The organism is Neptuniibacter sp. (assembly GCF_024231755.1).
Taxonomy (GTDB): domain Bacteria; phylum Pseudomonadota; class Gammaproteobacteria; order Pseudomonadales; family Balneatricaceae; genus Neptuniibacter.
This window is the reverse complement of record NZ_JAAEQH010000279.1, coordinates 40,226-55,254: the sequence shown is the minus strand read 5'-3', so window position 1 is coordinate 55,254 and position 15,029 is coordinate 40,226. Positions and strand designations below refer to the sequence as shown.

The window sequence follows — 15,029 nt, the reverse complement described above, 5'->3', positions numbered from 1 at the left end:
TAGCAGCTAATAAATGTAGATAGTATTCAATCATGGCAAAACTGACCATTCTGGAATATCCGGATCCACGCCTGCGCACTATAGCAGAACCTGTAGAAACCGTTGATGATGAGGTTCGAGCACAGATCGATGATATGTTCGAAACAATGTATGCAGCCCCAGGCATTGGTCTAGCAGCTACTCAGGTCAACATCCACAAACGTATTGTAACTATGGACATCTCTGACGATCAGAATGAACCTCTGGTTATGATCAATCCTGAGTTCGAAGTACTGGATGAAGAGTTACATAAATATCAGGAAGGCTGTTTGTCGGTTCCGGGCTTTTACGAAAACGTCAAACGTCCTCAGCGCGTCAAACTAAAAGCTCTGGATTACAACGGTGAAGCCTACGAGCTAGAAGCCGAAGGCCTGCTGGCTGTTTGCATCCAGCACGAACTCGATCACCTAAACGGTAAACTTTTTGTGGATTATATCTCCATGCTTAAGCGCAACCGCATCAAAAGCAAGCTTGAGAAGATTCACAAGCTGCAGGAAAAACAGGCTTAATTCCATTACTGAATTGCATGCAGGCTTGCAGGTGTTACCGGCAAGCCTGTTTTTATTTGGAGAAGATCCATGTCAGATCAGCCGCTACGTATCGTCTTTGCCGGCACGCCCGATTTCGCCGCAGCAAACCTGCAAGCGATTCTGGACAGTGAGCACGAAGTTATTGCTGTTTACACTCAGCCAGATAAGAAAGGAAAACGTAAAAACCAGATGGCTCCACGTCCGGTTAAAGACCTGGCAAACGCAAATGGCATTCCGGTTTATCAGCCTCACAGCCTAAAAGAAGCAGAGGAACAGCAAGTACTCGCTAACCTGAAAGCCGACATTATGGTTGTGGTTGCCTACGGCATGTTGCTACCAAAAGCGATTCTTGAGACACCCCGCCTAGGTTGTATCAATGTACATGGCTCAATTCTTCCTCGCTGGCGTGGCGCTGCACCCGTTGAACGTGCAATGCTGGCTGGAGATAAAGAAACTGGTGTGACCATTATGCAGATGGATGAAGGTCTGGATACCGGCGATATGCTGTATAAGGTTTTCACTCCTATTGAATCAACAGATACTGCCGCCAGCCTATTTAACCGTCTGGCTGATCTTGGCTGCGATGCTCTGGTTGAGACACTGAAACAGTTCCAACAGGGCACTATTACCGCAGAAGCTCAGAACGGTGAACTGGCTACCTACGCTTCCAAACTCAAGAAGGAAGAGGGCATTATCGACTGGACAGCTTCAGCTGCAGATATAGATCTAAAAGTACGCACGCTGAGCCCACGCGTAGCAGTTACATTTAAGTTAGGTGAAGATGCAGTGAAGCTGCTTGGCTGTGAACTGCTGGAACAATCAGGTACGGCGGGTGAAATCCTTCCTTCCGACAAAAAAAGCATTGTTGTGGCATGTGGGGAAGGTGCACTGAAGATTACTCAGTTACAACTGCCCGGAAAAAAACCAATGGATGCAGCTGCAGTGCTAAACTCCAAACGAGAACAACTCAGTGCTGGAGTAACGTTGGGATAGTTTTATGGCTGTAAATATCCGCGCCCTGGCGGCACAGGTTCTAACCCCGCTGCTACTAAACAAAGGCTCCCTGAACACTCAGTTTGCCACTGTAGAAAAACGCTGTCCGGAAAAAGACCGAGGACTGCTGCGTGAGCTTTGCTATGGCACTATGCGTTTCTACCCACAGCTGAACGAGATACTTAAGCTTCTTCAGAACCGTCCCTTCAAATACAAGGACATCGATGCCCGTGCTGTCGCCCTGATTGGCTTATACCAACTAATCCACACCCGTATCCCGGGGCATGCGGCGATTAACGAAAGCGTAGAAGCCTGTAAGGTTCTCAAAAAACCAGGAGCAGGTAAGCTTATCAATGCTCTATTACGACGCTTTCAACGGGAGCAGACCGAGATAGAAGCCGAATTGGCTCATAACGATAGTTATACTTTTAACCATCCGGACTGGATGATCGCCAAGTTAAAAAATAACTGGCCAGAGCATTGGCAGCAGATACTGGAAGCCAACAATCAACAAGCTCCGCTTACCTTACGTGTTAACCAAAAAGCCACAGACCGTCAAAGCTACCTTACGCAACTTCAGCCCGTTGTTTCAGCTGAGGTAACAACTCATAGCGAACAGGGGTTACGTCTTGCTGAATCAGTAAATGTGGAATCACTGCCTGGATACAATGTCGGTGCTTTCAGCGTTCAGGATGAAGCAGCTCAACTCTCTGCTGAACTACTGGATCTGCACCCAGGTCAGCGAGTGCTTGATGCCTGTGCGGCACCAGGGGGCAAGCTTTGCCATATTCTCGAAACAGAACCCGCTTTAGCCGTAGTTGACGCTATAGAACTTGAAGAGAAACGCGCTGGACGGATCGAAGAAAATTTAAAACGGTTGCGCCTTAAAGCTAACCTCATTATTGCGGATGCCTCCTCACAAACATGGTGGAAGGGTGAGCAATACGACCGAATTCTTTTGGACGCTCCCTGTTCAGCCACCGGTGTTATTCGTCGCAACCCGGATATAAAATACCTTAAAAAAGGTGAGGATATTCATGAAATATCCAAACTCCAGTTTGCTATCTTGCAGAACTGCTGGGAACTATTAAAACCCGGTGGAAAACTTCTATACGCCACCTGCTCAATTTTTCCTCAGGAAAATGAACGTTTGGTGAAACGTTTTATTGAGCAAAGTACTAATACCCAACATCTGCCGATAGATGCAGGTTGGGGGGTGGAACGGGAATATGGACGACAGCTGTTCCCGCAAAAAAACGGCCACGATGGTTTCTACTATGCACTTTTGCAGAAAACAGAGTAAGCTCGCATAAACATCTTTAGCACCTGCTAAATTACAGCAGTAGTAAAAGGCTGATCATGAAGATCATTATTCTTGGTGCCGGTCAGGTAGGCGGCACATTGGCAGAAAACCTGGCTAGCGAAGATAACGATATCACTATCGTAGATACCGATACCGGACGCTTACGAGAGCTACAGGACCGCCTTGATATCCGTACTGTTGAAGGCAAGGCCTCTTATCCTTCAGTGCTTGATCAAGCAGGCGCACAGGACGCCGATATGCTCATCGCGGTGACCAACTCCGACGAAGTTAACATGATCGCCTGCCAAATCGGCCAGACCCTTTTTAATACACCAACAAAAATTGCTCGAGTACGCGAACACGATTATCTGCGTAAGAATCAGAAGATCTTTGGTGAGAAGGGCATTCCAATTGATGTACGTATTAGTCCTGAGCTGCTGGTTACCAAGCATATTAAGCGACTGATCCAGCATCCAGGAGCACTGCAGGTACTCGACTTTGCCGAGGGTAAAGCCCAACTAGTAGCCGTGAAAGCCTATTACGGTGGCCCTCTGGTTGGCCGCGAGATCTCATACCTTCGCGCGCATATGCCAAATGTTGATACCCGCGTTGCGGCCATCTTCCGTCGCGGCAGCCCGATAATCCCTGAAGGTAATACTGTCATTGAAGCTGACGATGAGGTTTTCTTCATCGCCGCGCGTAAAGATATCCGTGCAGTAATGAGCGAACTTCGCCGTCTAGACAATCCTTATAAACGCATCATTATCGCTGGTGGTGGTAATATCGGAGCTCGTCTCGCAGAGTCGATTGAGGATGAGTTTCAGGTAAAAATCATCGAACGTGGTATTCAGCGCTGTAACTGGCTGGCCCGTCATCTGGACAACACCATTGTCCTGCAGGGTAGTGCCTCAGATCGTGAACTACTTATCGAAGAGAATATCGAAGATACCGATGTTTTCTGCGCACTCACCAACGATGATGAAGCCAATATCATGGCCTCCATGCTGGCAAAACGTCAGGGTGCCCGTACTGTGATGACCCTGATTAACAATCCAGCTTACGTTGATCTGGTACAAGGCGGTGCTATCGACATAGCTATCTCACCACAACAAACAACCATTGGTGCTCTGCTTACTCACGTACGTCGCGGTGATGTAGTAGCAGTTCACTCACTCCGTCGCGGTGCTGCTGAGGCGCTGGAAGCGGTCGCTCATGGTGACAAGTCATCTTCCAAGGTAGTAGGTCGATCCATTGAAGAGATTAACCTGCCACCCGGCACAACCATCGGAGCGATTGTACGTAACGATGAAGTACTGATCGCCCATGACGATGTTGTGGTAGAGAGTGGCGACCACGTTATTCTATTCCTTGTTGATAAACGTCGAATCACCGAAGTGGAGCGTCTGTTCCAGGTCGGTCTGACGTTCTTCTAGGCGGATACTTACCCGATGCATTACAAAGTCATCCTGCGAATTCTTGGCATCCTGCTGATGATCTTCAGCATCTCTATGCTGCCACCTCTCGGGATCTCGTATCTTTACGACGACGGAGCCGAACTGGCCTTTATCGCCGGATTCCTGATCACTTTGATGACCGGTTTTTTTATCTGGATACCGGTTTACAGAGTAAGACAGGACTTAAGGACCCGAGATGGATTCCTTGTAACAGTTCTGTTCTGGTCGGTACTGGGTCTGTTCGGTGCCTTCCCGTTTATGCTGACGGACAATCCACATCTGACATTCATTGATGCGTTATTCGAATCTCTTTCTGGATTGACTACAACCGGGGCAACCGTAATTACTGGGATCGATGACCTGCCAAAATCCATTCTATTCTATCGTCAGGAGCTTCAATGGCTTGGCGGGATGGGTATCATCGTATTGGCCGTGGCTATTTTACCAATGCTCGGTATCGGTGGTATGCAGCTATACCGCGCCGAAACTCCTGGTCCTGTGAAAGACTCCAAATTGACACCACGTATTACCGAAACAGCCAAGGCTCTCTGGTATATCTATCTGTCCCTGACGGTAACCTGTGCATTAGGTTACTGGATCGCAGGTATGGATCTGTTTGATGCCGTCAGCCATAGTTTCTCAACGGTCGCCATCGGGGGGTTCTCCACCCATGACGCCAGTATCGGTTATTTTGATTCAGTCGCCATTGAGATGATCTGCATCTTCTTCATGACCATCTCTGCAGTGAATTTCGGCCTGCACTTCTTCGCTTGGCGTCAACACTCAATAACTCATTATCTACAAGACCCTGAGTTTAAATTCTACTTGGCGACGCTTTCTGCCATCACTGTAATCGCAATATTTGCTCTGGTAAGCACCGAGACCTACGCACCCGGCGAATCTATACGAAAAGCTGCCTTCATGGTGGTATCCATCGCAACAACAACAGGCTTTGCCACCGCTGATTTCGCTCACTGGCCTGTAATGCTCCCATTCCTGCTATTTGTAGCAGCCTTCGCCGGCGGCTGCGCAGGCTCCACAGGGGGTGGCATGAAGGTTATCCGCGTACTATTAATTCTTAAACAGGGTTATCGTGAGATCCAACGCCTGGTTCACCCCAACGCAATTATCCCAGTAAAACTCGGTAAGAAGCCCATCTCAGACAAGGTTCTAGAAGCGGTATGGGGTTTCTTCTCCGTGTACCTAATTGTGTTCGTTATTATGCTGATTGTTCTTCTGGCTACTGGCCTAGATCAGGTAACAGCATGGTCAGCAGTTGGCGCGACACTGAATAACCTTGGTCCTGGGCTGGGAGATGTTTCTGCCCATTACGGTGATCTGAATGAACCGGCAAAGTGGGTTCTATGCTTTGCCATGCTGCTGGGCCGCCTTGAAGTATTTACATTGCTGGTACTATTCACACCAGCATTCTGGAAACGATAGGGCAGCACAGACTGCCTCCACACACTAAATTTAGACGAGTCTAACCATGCGCTATACAGTTTACTTATCTGGCGAGATTCACACCGATTGGCGTGACAAAATCAAAAAGGCTGTTAATGAGAATGGCCTGCCTGTTGAGATCCTTACACCGAATACCGACCATGATTCCAGTGACGGATGCGCAACAGAGATCCTTGGCCCTGAAGAGAAAAATTTCTGGACTGATCACAAATCCGCCAAGATGAACACTATGCGTCATATGACAGCGATCAAACGAGCTGACATCGTAATTGTTCGTTTTGGTGATAAATACCGCCAGTGGAATGCAGCATTTGATGCTGGCTTTGCCATTGCGAATGGCAAGTCTCTAATCGTTGAACATGCGCCAGAATTAACTCATCCTCTAAAAGAGATTGATGCTTGCGCTCATGCTGTTGCAGAGAATACAGAACAGGTAATTGAGACCCTGAAATACCTTTGCCTGGATTACTAATTCCAGCTTCTCTATTAATCTCCAATGGGCAGAAACTCCTTCTGCCCATTCTTTTAGTTAAAATTGCCAATTTATCGCTATTTCAGCGCTTTTCCTGACACCTGCTGTTCATTTTTTGTTGTATAATTGCCGCCTTATTTTTCGGGCTAATACAGGTGCCGCATCGCAACTTAAGCGATTTAACATGCGGCATATTTGCAAAAGGTGAACGCTGTGACTGACAAGGCGACCCCAGACGTAAGTACATTTCAGGGTCTGATCCTAGCTCTGCAGGAATACTGGGCAGAGCATGGGTGCGTAATCGTACAACCATTGGACATGGAGGTTGGTGCCGGCACCTTCCATCCTGCAACTTTTCTTCGTGCAATTGGACCTGAGACTTGGCGCTCTGCATACGTGCAGCCAAGCCGTCGTCCGACTGATGGCCGTTACGGTGAAAACCCTAACCGTCTACAGCACTACTATCAGTTCCAGGTTGTTCTTAAGCCATCTCCTGACAACATTCAGGAGCTCTACCTGGGCTCTCTAGAGCGTATGGGTATCGATCTTGGTATTCACGACGTTCGCTTCGTAGAAGATAACTGGGAGTCTCCAACACTGGGCGCTTGGGGTCTTGGTTGGGAAGTTTGGCTGAACGGCATGGAAGTAACTCAGTTTACTTACTTCCAGCAAGCAGGCGGTCTTGAATGCTACCCTGTAACCGGCGAAATCACTTACGGCCTTGAGCGTATCGCAATGTACCTGCAGGGCGTAGACAGCGTTTACGACCTAACATGGGCAGTAAACCCAGATGGTTCTAAAGTTACTTACGGCGATGTATTCCACCAGAACGAAGTTGAGCAATCTACTTTCAACTTCGAGCATGCAAACGTTGAAGAGCTATTCAAAACCTTCGACAACTGCGAAGCTGAATGTAACAAATTGCTTTCTCTGGAAACACCGCTTCCTCTTCCTGCTTACGAGCAGGTGTTAAAAGCGTCTCACACGTTCAATCTACTGGATGCGCGCCATGCTATCTCTGTAACTGAACGTCAGCGTTTCATTCTGCGTGTCCGCACACTAGCCCGTGAAGTCGCACACGCATACTTTAATGCCCGTAAAGAACTGGGCTTCCCACTGGCACCAGAAGCGCTTCGCCAAGAAGTTCTGGCTAACTGCGAGGAGAGCAAATAATGGCACAACACGATTTTCTCGTTGAGTTGGGAACCGAAGAGCTACCACCAAAAGCCCTCAAAACTCTGTCCGACGCTTTCACTTCTGGCATTACTGCTGGCTTAAAAGAAGCGGGAGTTAATTTTGGTGATGTAAAGAGTTATGCATCTCCTCGCCGCCTAGCAGTTTTGATCAACGCGCTAGATGATAAACAGGCTGACCGCGAAATCGAAAAACGTGGCCCTTCTGTAAAAGCTCCAGAAAAAGCGGTCGAAGGTTTTGCTCGTTCTTGCGGTGTGACTATCGATCAGCTTGAAAAGATCGATACAAACAAAGGTGAGTACTACAACTTCAAGAACACGGAAGAGGGCAAAGCGACATCTTCTCTGCTACCTGAACTTGTAGAAACATCTCTAAACAAATTACCGATCCCTAAGCGCATGCGCTGGGGTGCATCTCGTGTTGAGTTCGTTCGTCCAGTTCACTGGTTAGTAATGCTATTCGGCGACGAAGTTGTAGATTGTGAAATTCTTGGTCTGACATCGGGCCGTAAGACTCGCGGTCACCGTTTCCACTACAACCAAGAGATCGAGTTGATCGCGCCATCTGAGTACGCTGATCGTCTAGAAAACCCGGGTATGGTAATCGCTGATTACGACATCCGTAAGGCGATGATCAACGAGCAAGTTCAAGCAGAAGGCGAGAAGCTGAATGCGACTGCTCAGATCGACGAAGATCTTCTTGATGAAGTTACAGCACTTAACGAATGGCCAGTAGCACTAACAGGCCGCTTCGAAGAGCGTTTCCTTGAAGTACCAGCGCAAGCGCTAATCTCTTCAATGAAAGAGCACCAGAAGTACTTCCACCATCTGGATGCTGATGGCAACCTTCTGCCTAACTTTACAACGATCTGCAACATCGTTTCTAAAGATCCTCAGCAGGTAATTGAAGGTAACGAGAAGGTTATTCGTCCACGCCTATCTGACGCTGCGTTCTTCTTCGAAACCGACAAAAAGACTACGCTGGAATCTCGCATTGAGAAGCTAAAAACCATCGTATTCCAGAAAGACCTTGGCACTGTTTACGATAAAGCAGCACGCATCAGCGCGCTGTCTGGCAAGATCGCTGCGACTCTAAATCAGGATCAAGCTAAGGCAGAACGCGCTGGCTTACTATGTAAAACCGATCTTCTTACAGACATGGTTTACGAATTCACAGACCTGCAAGGTTTGATGGGTTACCACTATGCTCTGAATGATGGCGAAGATCAGGATGTAGCACTAGCTCAAAATGAGCAGTATATGCCTCGTTTTGCTGGCGACGAACTGCCTCAGACAGCTCCTGGCATCGCTGTAGCAATTGCTGACCGCCTAGACACCCTAACAGGCCTATTCGGCATCAATCAGCCACCTACAGGCTCTAAAGATCCATTCGCACTACGTCGTGCAGCACTAGGCGTGCTGCGAATTATCGTAGAGCGCGAACTAGACCTGGACCTGCGAGAGCTACTAACTATTGCGGCTAACAATCACAACGATCTACCAGGACGCGAAGGCCTAGAAGATAAAGTTCTAGACTTCATGCTTGAGCGTTTCCGCGCATGGTACGAAGACGCAGATATCAATGCTGAAGTATTCCTTTCTGTATTGGCGCTAAAACCAAGCCGTCCATTAGACTTCGATCGTCGTGTTAAAGCGGTTAATCACTTCCGCTCTCTTGCTGAAGCTGAAGCTCTTGCTGCTGCCAATAAGCGTGTATCTAACATTCTTAGTAAGCAGGGTGTAACAGGTACTACTGACGTTAACAACGAGCTACTTGCTGAAGCTGCAGAGAAAGCACTTGCGGCTGATATCGAAGCCCAGAAAGCCGCACTTGCACCACTATTTGCAGAAGGTAAATACCAAGAAGCGCTTGAGTCACTAGCTGGCCTTCGCGGATCTACTGACGCCTTCTTCGAAGACGTAATGGTTATGGCAGATGACGAAGCCGTTAAGAATAATCGTCTGGCTCTTCTTAGCCAATTACGAGCTCTCTTCCTTGGCGTAGCTGATATCTCAGTGCTCGGATAATCCCAGCCATTTAGATAAAATAAAAGCCGGCTTACATAGCCGGCTTTTTTTGTTCCACGTGAAACATAACAGCAGAACTGGTACCTGAAGTGAATACGATACCCCCAGAAAAATTAATAATCCTAGATAGGGACGGTGTAATAAACCAAGACTCTGATGAATACGTAAAGTCTGTTGATGAGTGGATACCTATTGAAGGGAGCATTGAAGCAATCGCAGACCTACACAAAGCCGGATTCACTATTTGCATCGCTACAAACCAATCTGGCTTAGCAAGGAAATATTTTACTTTGGCGACCCTAGACGCGATGCATGAGAAGCTTAGATCTCTTGTAGAGTCAAACGGTGGCAAAATTCACTCTATAGAATTTTGCCCACACGGGCCGGACGACAACTGCGACTGCAGGAAACCACTGCCCGGAATGTTCCGCACCATTGCTGACAAATTTAAACTCGATGACCTAACAGGCTGCACAACAGTAGGGGATAGCCTTAGAGATCTAGAGGCTGGTTCTAAGCTCAATTGCACTACGATACTTGTTAGAACAGGTAAAGGAGAAAGAACACTCAGTGCTGGCAAGGAACTACCAAACGGTACTATAGTTTTTGACAACCTGAGAGCATTTGCGGACTCAATACTGAACTAAAAATTCAATGAGTCTATTTATTTTCGCCTATGTTTCACGTGAAACATAGGCAACCAAAAGATCAGCAGATAGCCGAAATACTTATTAGCATTCGGCATAGCCCTAACTTAAGCAAATCATGCACAAAACCTAAAGATGGGACAAGAGATGGAACTTTCAACAACAGCTAAATTATTAATTGTCACATTCTTTAGCTGCTTTCTATCAGCCTGCACATCATACGGTGTAATAGAGAATACAGAGAAACTCTCAGTAAATGAGCTCTCACTTAACACACAGAGAGAAAGAGCACGGATAAACGAGAACGATGCAACCATTATCCTTGCTTTCTCAGGAGGGGGCAGCAGAGCAGCAGCCCTATCATTCGGCGTACTACAAGCTCTGGAAAGCATAAAGTTAAGTGATAAAAAGACACTGCTAGATGAAGTAGACAGCATTAGCGCCGTATCCGGCGGATCCATTACAGCAGCTTACTACGGGCTAAACGGTAAACGAATATTCACAGAATACAGAGAGAACTTTCTTTACCAAGACAATGAAAGCCAGATAGTAAGGAGAGCCTCTTCACTCTCACATCTATCAAGCAACAAAGGGAGAAGTGAGGCAGCAATAGAATACTTTGACCAACAGCTATTTTCTGGTGCCCAGATATCACAACTTACACAAGGAGCTGGCCCCAATATCATTCTCAACAGCTCAGATTTAGGGAGGGGCGTACGCCTGTCATTCACCCCCGAATACTTTGATTTGTTGTGCTCTGATGTGAGTGTGTTTCCCGTATCAAGAGCCGTTGTCGCATCAGCAGCAGTACCATTACTGTTCAATCCTATTGTCGTTAGAAACTACCAAGGCTGCGGTCAGGGCGTGCCTGGATGGCTTAAGAGAGCGAAAGCAAGACTTGCCAATGATGAAGAGATGTCACTGGTAATCAAAAAACTTGAAACTCTGACCGATAAGAACAACAGACAATATATCCACCTTGTCGACGGGGGTATAACAGACAACCTTGGTCTGAGAGCTATCTACGAAACTGTCGAATTAGCAGGTGGTGCTGAAGCGCTCAGCAGTAACAGAAATAAGGACTACCCCGAGGCAGCAATAGTCATTGTTGTTGACGCCTCCACTGAACCGCAACACAAAATGGACACTAGCCTTGAAGAGCCAAGCTTAAGTGAGTCGATTAATGCAGTCACAGACATTCAAATTCATAGATACAATGCCGCCACATTAAAGTTATTTGAGTCCAAACTTGAAGAATGGGCAGCAAGCATTAGCACCACACAAAACAAAGTTACGCCTTACTTTGTAAAATTGCGACTGCAGGATCTAACTGATCCAGAGGAAAGAGCATACTTCAACAGTATACCAACAAGCTTCACCCTACAGCAGGATCAGGTAGATAAGTTGATTAATAAGGGAAGCCAGCTACTAACTGACAATCATGATTTCATCAGATTTATTGATAAAACCTGGGGGTCAGCAAAAACCAGTTCAACCTACTAAATATCTTTGTATTTATAATTTGGTATTTAATTTGTTCCACGTGAAACAATGTTTTATATAAAACTAAAAGTTTCACGTGAAACAACATCTCTAACGAAGGGGGGGGGTAGAGACTTTTAGAAGGAATAGCTGACAGCAATAGAAAGGCTATCGTAGTCGACCTCGTTAGGGTTAATCTTCCCAGGGATCGCGACTTCAGGCAGAGGATCAAAATTCACATCTTTAACCTGTACATATTCACCTTTGACAGACCAAGCACTGTCGACCTGATATTCAAAACCAGCACCAAGACTTAAACCGACCTCATCTGTGCTACCGCTACGCATGGGTGGCGCGAATGGGTAGCTATTGTGAATATCGAAGTCCAGCCAAGTTGCTCCGGCGATACCATAAACAGAGAACTTTTCTGTAACGTCTACACCTGCCTTGAAATTGACACCGTATGTTGATTCCAGTTCAAGTTGTGTCTGGAGCATATTATTGATGTTTGTCGTAGAAGCACTTTCAGAGTTATAAAACAGCTCAGCAGCGACAAAGGTATCATCAGTTACATGCATTTTGTAACCAAGAAAAACGCCACCAGCAACATCTGTTTCCTCTGCAAAAGTAGTAATACTAGGATTATCAGCAGCTCCCGTATTTCGCTGAAGCTCATGCCCAAATGTAGAGCTCTGGAGTTTAGCGCCTGCATAAAACCCATCCGCAGCTAATGCACTTGCGCTTATACCTAGTGAACCAAGCATCAACGCAGTAAAGCCTAGATCTTTAACTTTTATCATCTCTGTTTCCTTTGTTTCTGTTGGGCTAACTGCCCTAAGTAATCGAGGGGACTGTCGTAGTTTAAGGAAAGTAGACGACACGATTATCCAGCAGAAGTAAGGAAATTCTTAAGAAAATATCCGCAACATTCACGGAGAAGAAACAGATCTCACGGTTTGTGATGAATATAAATACGCTGTGATATTCACGTGATAATTGTCATATAGAATTTATTAGCTTCCGGGTTGTCACACTTCAACAAGACTGCTTCGTAGAAAAAAAGAAGCACTAAAGAATTGAGAAGGGCCATATGGAAAACAAAAGGATTCTGGTAATTGAAGACCAGGAAGAGATTGCACAGATTCTATTACTGCATTTAAGTGATTTAGGCGCAAAGGTTGACCATGCAAAAGATGGTCATGAAGGATTGTATAAAAGCCTGAACGAAAACTGGGACATGATCATTTTAGATATACAGCTGCCAGGTCCTTCTGGGCTAGAGATATGCAGGAAACTCAGAAAAGAGCACAGCTATGTCCCTATCTTGTTACTGACCTCCCGAGCAACTGAGCTAGATAGGGTTCTGGGATTAGACCTGGGGGCAGACGATTACATCACAAAGCCCTTTAGCATTATGGAGCTAATTGCACGTATTAAGGCAGTGTTCCGTAGAGAGGCAGCACTGAAAGAAAAAAGTTCAATTCCAGAAACTCAAGTCACTGTAGGCTCTTTAGTGGTTGATGATGCTCACCACCAAATTGAACTGCATGGTCGAGGCATAGAACTGACATCACGTGAATTTGATCTTCTTAAGTACTTTGCAAAACACCCAGGCCGCGTGTTTAAGCGTTCTGAGCTTCTAGACAACGTTTGGGGTTATGGACACGAAGGTTATGAACATACCGTCAACTCTCATATAAACAGGCTTAGATCAAAAATTGAAAGGGATCCTAACAATCCAGAAATCATCGTTACCGTCTGGGGCGTAGGGTACAAACTAGAAGAGAAAACGTTGTCTGCATAGCAGTACAGAATAGGTAAAAGCAATGGCATTACCCTACTGGATTAAAAGCCCACTCAATACAAAACTGGCGATTGCTCTCATCGGGATAGTTTTTGCGTCAGGGGTCTTTATGTTATTAAGCACCCAATATTGGATGAATCGATTCCATGAAGAATCCATTCAAAAGCTTAATGCCAGCATTGCTATGTACATTAACGACGAATACCAACTTCTTTCTGGCCGGGAAAACAGCGTTAACTTAGACGCAATTAAACAGCTTTCCCAGCAAGCCATGATTATCAACCCAATGGTTGAAGCTTACCTTCTTGATAGGGATGGTAATGTCATTGCTCATGGGCAAGAACAAGGAAAGATAAAACAAACTCATATCGACTTGGCGCCTATTCGACAATTCATATTAGCAACTAGCAACGAACTACCAATCTATGCCCAGGACCCTAAAGCAAATAACCAACATAAAGTTTTCTCAGCAACAGAGCTAAGAATAGAAGGTGAACTGCATGGCTATTTGTATGTAGTTTTGGGTAGCAGCCTGTACGAAGACATCACCACTTTGGCATCGAAGAGCTACAGTGCAAGCATGTTGATAGTAAACATTGCATTGGTCTCTCTATTAGCCGTGCTTTGTGGATTGCTTGTCTTCAGAATGATTTTGAGCAGGCTTCACAACCTTACACATCAAATTTGTAACTTTACCCAACAGCACACTAAAACAGTCGCATGCGATAAGGCTGAAAGTGATGTGAAAAGTACAGATGAAATCACTCTTCTGACTTCAACCTTTGAAGAGATGTCGGATGAAATAAGCCGACAATTTCAATTACTCAAAGAGTCTGATCAAACGAGAAGAGAACTGATCTCCAATGTTTCCCATGACCTAAGAACCCCCTTAGCATCGATTCAAGGTTATCTTGAAACCTTAATTATCAAAGATAATAGCCTCACTAAAGAGCAACGACAGTATTATCTGAACACCGCGATGAGCAGCTCAAAACGATTGAGTAATCTTGTTGGCGAGCTGTTTGAGCTTTCAAAGCTAGAAGCGGCAACCACATCCCCCAACGTAGAAAGCTTCTCACTAACTGAGTTGGTGTATGACACTATGCAAGAGTTTGAGCTGGAATTGCAGAAGAAGGGAATTACCTGGCGGCTAGAAAGCCCACAAGAAAACATCTCGGTGATCGCAGATATAAGTCTGATCCAACGCGTCTTTGAGAACCTAGTGCGCAATGCTATTGCACATACGCCTATGAGTGGTGAAATCACTTTTGTACTAGAACAAAATACAGAGCAGCAATATAAACCAATCAAGGTGAGCATTATGGATAACGGGGTAGGTATTGGACAGGAGGATCTACCTCACATCTTCAATCGCTTTTACGCCAACGCTGATAAAAGCAGAAAAGGAACCGAGTCAAACGGTCTGGGGCTTGCAATTGTTAAACGTATTTTGGATCTTCATAACTGCCCTATAAGGGTTGAGAGTAAACCAGATCAAGGGACCAAGTTTGAGTTTGAACTGCCTTCAGCAGCATAAAGCCAACCTGGGCAGAAGCTGCCTTAGAGAATAGAGCATTAGATAAGGCCATACAGACCTTCTTATCGTCCAGAATAAAATAT

General features: G+C 45.9%; 13 protein-coding genes. 12 read left to right on the top strand and 1 reads right to left on the bottom strand.

Features of this window, described 5'->3' with window-relative positions:
- Positions 1–32: 32 nt before the first annotated feature.
- From def to GY843_RS16005, 10 genes are all read left to right on the top strand, one after another.
- Positions 33–548, top strand: a complete 516-nt coding sequence (def, locus tag GY843_RS16050) for a peptide deformylase (protein WP_297311058.1) — start codon at positions 33–35, stop codon at positions 546–548.
- A gap of 69 nt (positions 549–617) precedes the next feature.
- Complete coding sequence (gene fmt / locus GY843_RS16045) at positions 618–1,562, top strand: methionyl-tRNA formyltransferase (protein ID WP_297311057.1); 945 nt, start codon at positions 618–620, stop codon at positions 1,560–1,562.
- Between the two features lie 4 nt (positions 1,563–1,566).
- Positions 1,567–2,865, top strand: coding sequence for a 16S rRNA (cytosine(967)-C(5))-methyltransferase RsmB (gene rsmB, locus GY843_RS16040; RefSeq protein ID WP_297311056.1), 1,299 nt, complete (start codon positions 1,567–1,569; stop codon positions 2,863–2,865).
- A gap of 56 nt (positions 2,866–2,921) precedes the next feature.
- Positions 2,922–4,298, top strand: coding sequence for a Trk system potassium transporter TrkA (trkA, locus tag GY843_RS16035; protein ID WP_297311055.1), 1,377 nt, complete (start codon positions 2,922–2,924; stop codon positions 4,296–4,298).
- Between the two features lie 15 nt (positions 4,299–4,313).
- Positions 4,314–5,762 (top strand): TrkH family potassium uptake protein, encoded by a 1,449-nt coding sequence (locus tag GY843_RS16030; RefSeq protein ID WP_297311053.1) that lies wholly within the window; start codon positions 4,314–4,316, stop codon positions 5,760–5,762.
- A gap of 46 nt (positions 5,763–5,808) precedes the next feature.
- Positions 5,809–6,255, top strand: a complete 447-nt coding sequence (locus GY843_RS16025; RefSeq protein WP_297311051.1) for a YtoQ family protein — start codon at positions 5,809–5,811, stop codon at positions 6,253–6,255.
- 204 nt (positions 6,256–6,459) lie between these two features.
- Positions 6,460–7,428, top strand: a complete 969-nt coding sequence (gene glyQ, locus GY843_RS16020) for a glycine--tRNA ligase subunit alpha (protein WP_297311050.1) — start codon at positions 6,460–6,462, stop codon at positions 7,426–7,428.
- Positions 7,428–9,476 (top strand): glycine--tRNA ligase subunit beta, encoded by a 2,049-nt coding sequence (gene glyS, locus GY843_RS16015; protein ID WP_297311048.1) that lies wholly within the window; start codon positions 7,428–7,430, stop codon positions 9,474–9,476. Before glyQ ends, glyS begins: the two co-directional genes overlap by 1 nt.
- An 89-nt stretch (positions 9,477–9,565) precedes the next feature.
- Positions 9,566–10,123 carry a D-glycero-beta-D-manno-heptose 1,7-bisphosphate 7-phosphatase gene (gene gmhB / locus GY843_RS16010; protein ID WP_297311046.1) on the top strand — a complete coding sequence of 186 codons (558 nt, stop codon included), beginning with the start codon at positions 9,566–9,568 and terminating at the stop codon, positions 10,121–10,123.
- 147 nt (positions 10,124–10,270) lie between these two features.
- Positions 10,271–11,626 carry a patatin-like phospholipase family protein gene (locus GY843_RS16005; RefSeq protein ID WP_297311044.1) on the top strand — a complete coding sequence of 452 codons (1,356 nt, stop codon included), beginning with the start codon at positions 10,271–10,273 and terminating at the stop codon, positions 11,624–11,626.
- Positions 11,627–11,742: 116 nt separating this feature from the next.
- On the opposite strand, the gene GY843_RS16000 is transcribed toward GY843_RS16005, so the two are convergent.
- Positions 11,743–12,405: a porin family protein gene (locus tag GY843_RS16000; RefSeq protein ID WP_297311042.1), complete on the bottom strand. Its 663-nt coding sequence runs from the start codon at positions 12,403–12,405 to the stop codon at positions 11,743–11,745.
- A gap of 290 nt (positions 12,406–12,695) precedes the next feature.
- Here GY843_RS16000 and GY843_RS15995 point away from each other — a divergent pair, with 290 nt between their 5' ends.
- Together GY843_RS15995 and GY843_RS15990 are read left to right on the top strand one after the other, a co-directional pair.
- Positions 12,696–13,409, top strand: coding sequence for a response regulator transcription factor (locus GY843_RS15995; RefSeq protein ID WP_297311040.1), 714 nt, complete (start codon positions 12,696–12,698; stop codon positions 13,407–13,409).
- Between the two features lie 22 nt (positions 13,410–13,431).
- On the top strand, positions 13,432–14,946 hold the full coding sequence (locus GY843_RS15990) for a HAMP domain-containing sensor histidine kinase (protein ID WP_297311038.1): 1,515 nt from the start codon (positions 13,432–13,434) through the stop codon (positions 14,944–14,946).
- Positions 14,947–15,029: the final 83 nt, after the last annotated feature.

Excerpts from the sequence above, each read along its gene's own strand:
- def (WP_297311058.1), top strand. The coding sequence starts at position 33 with ATGGCAAAACTGACCATTCTGGAATATCCGGATCCACGCCTGCGCACT.
- fmt (WP_297311057.1), top strand. The coding sequence starts at position 618 with ATGTCAGATCAGCCGCTACGTATCGTCTTTGCCGGCACGCCCGATTTC.
- rsmB (WP_297311056.1), top strand. The coding sequence starts at position 1,567 with ATGGCTGTAAATATCCGCGCCCTGGCGGCACAGGTTCTAACCCCGCTG.
- trkA (WP_297311055.1), top strand. The coding sequence starts at position 2,922 with ATGAAGATCATTATTCTTGGTGCCGGTCAGGTAGGCGGCACATTGGCA.
- GY843_RS16030 (WP_297311053.1), top strand. The coding sequence starts at position 4,314 with ATGCATTACAAAGTCATCCTGCGAATTCTTGGCATCCTGCTGATGATC.
- GY843_RS16025 (WP_297311051.1), top strand. The coding sequence starts at position 5,809 with ATGCGCTATACAGTTTACTTATCTGGCGAGATTCACACCGATTGGCGT.
- glyS (WP_297311048.1), top strand. The coding sequence starts at position 7,428 with ATGGCACAACACGATTTTCTCGTTGAGTTGGGAACCGAAGAGCTACCA.
- GY843_RS16005 (WP_297311044.1), top strand. The coding sequence starts at position 10,271 with ATGGAACTTTCAACAACAGCTAAATTATTAATTGTCACATTCTTTAGC.
- GY843_RS16000 (WP_297311042.1), bottom strand. The coding sequence starts at position 12,405 with ATGATAAAAGTTAAAGATCTAGGCTTTACTGCGTTGATGCTTGGTTCA.
- GY843_RS15995 (WP_297311040.1), top strand. The coding sequence starts at position 12,696 with ATGGAAAACAAAAGGATTCTGGTAATTGAAGACCAGGAAGAGATTGCA.
- GY843_RS15990 (WP_297311038.1), top strand. The coding sequence starts at position 13,432 with ATGGCATTACCCTACTGGATTAAAAGCCCACTCAATACAAAACTGGCG.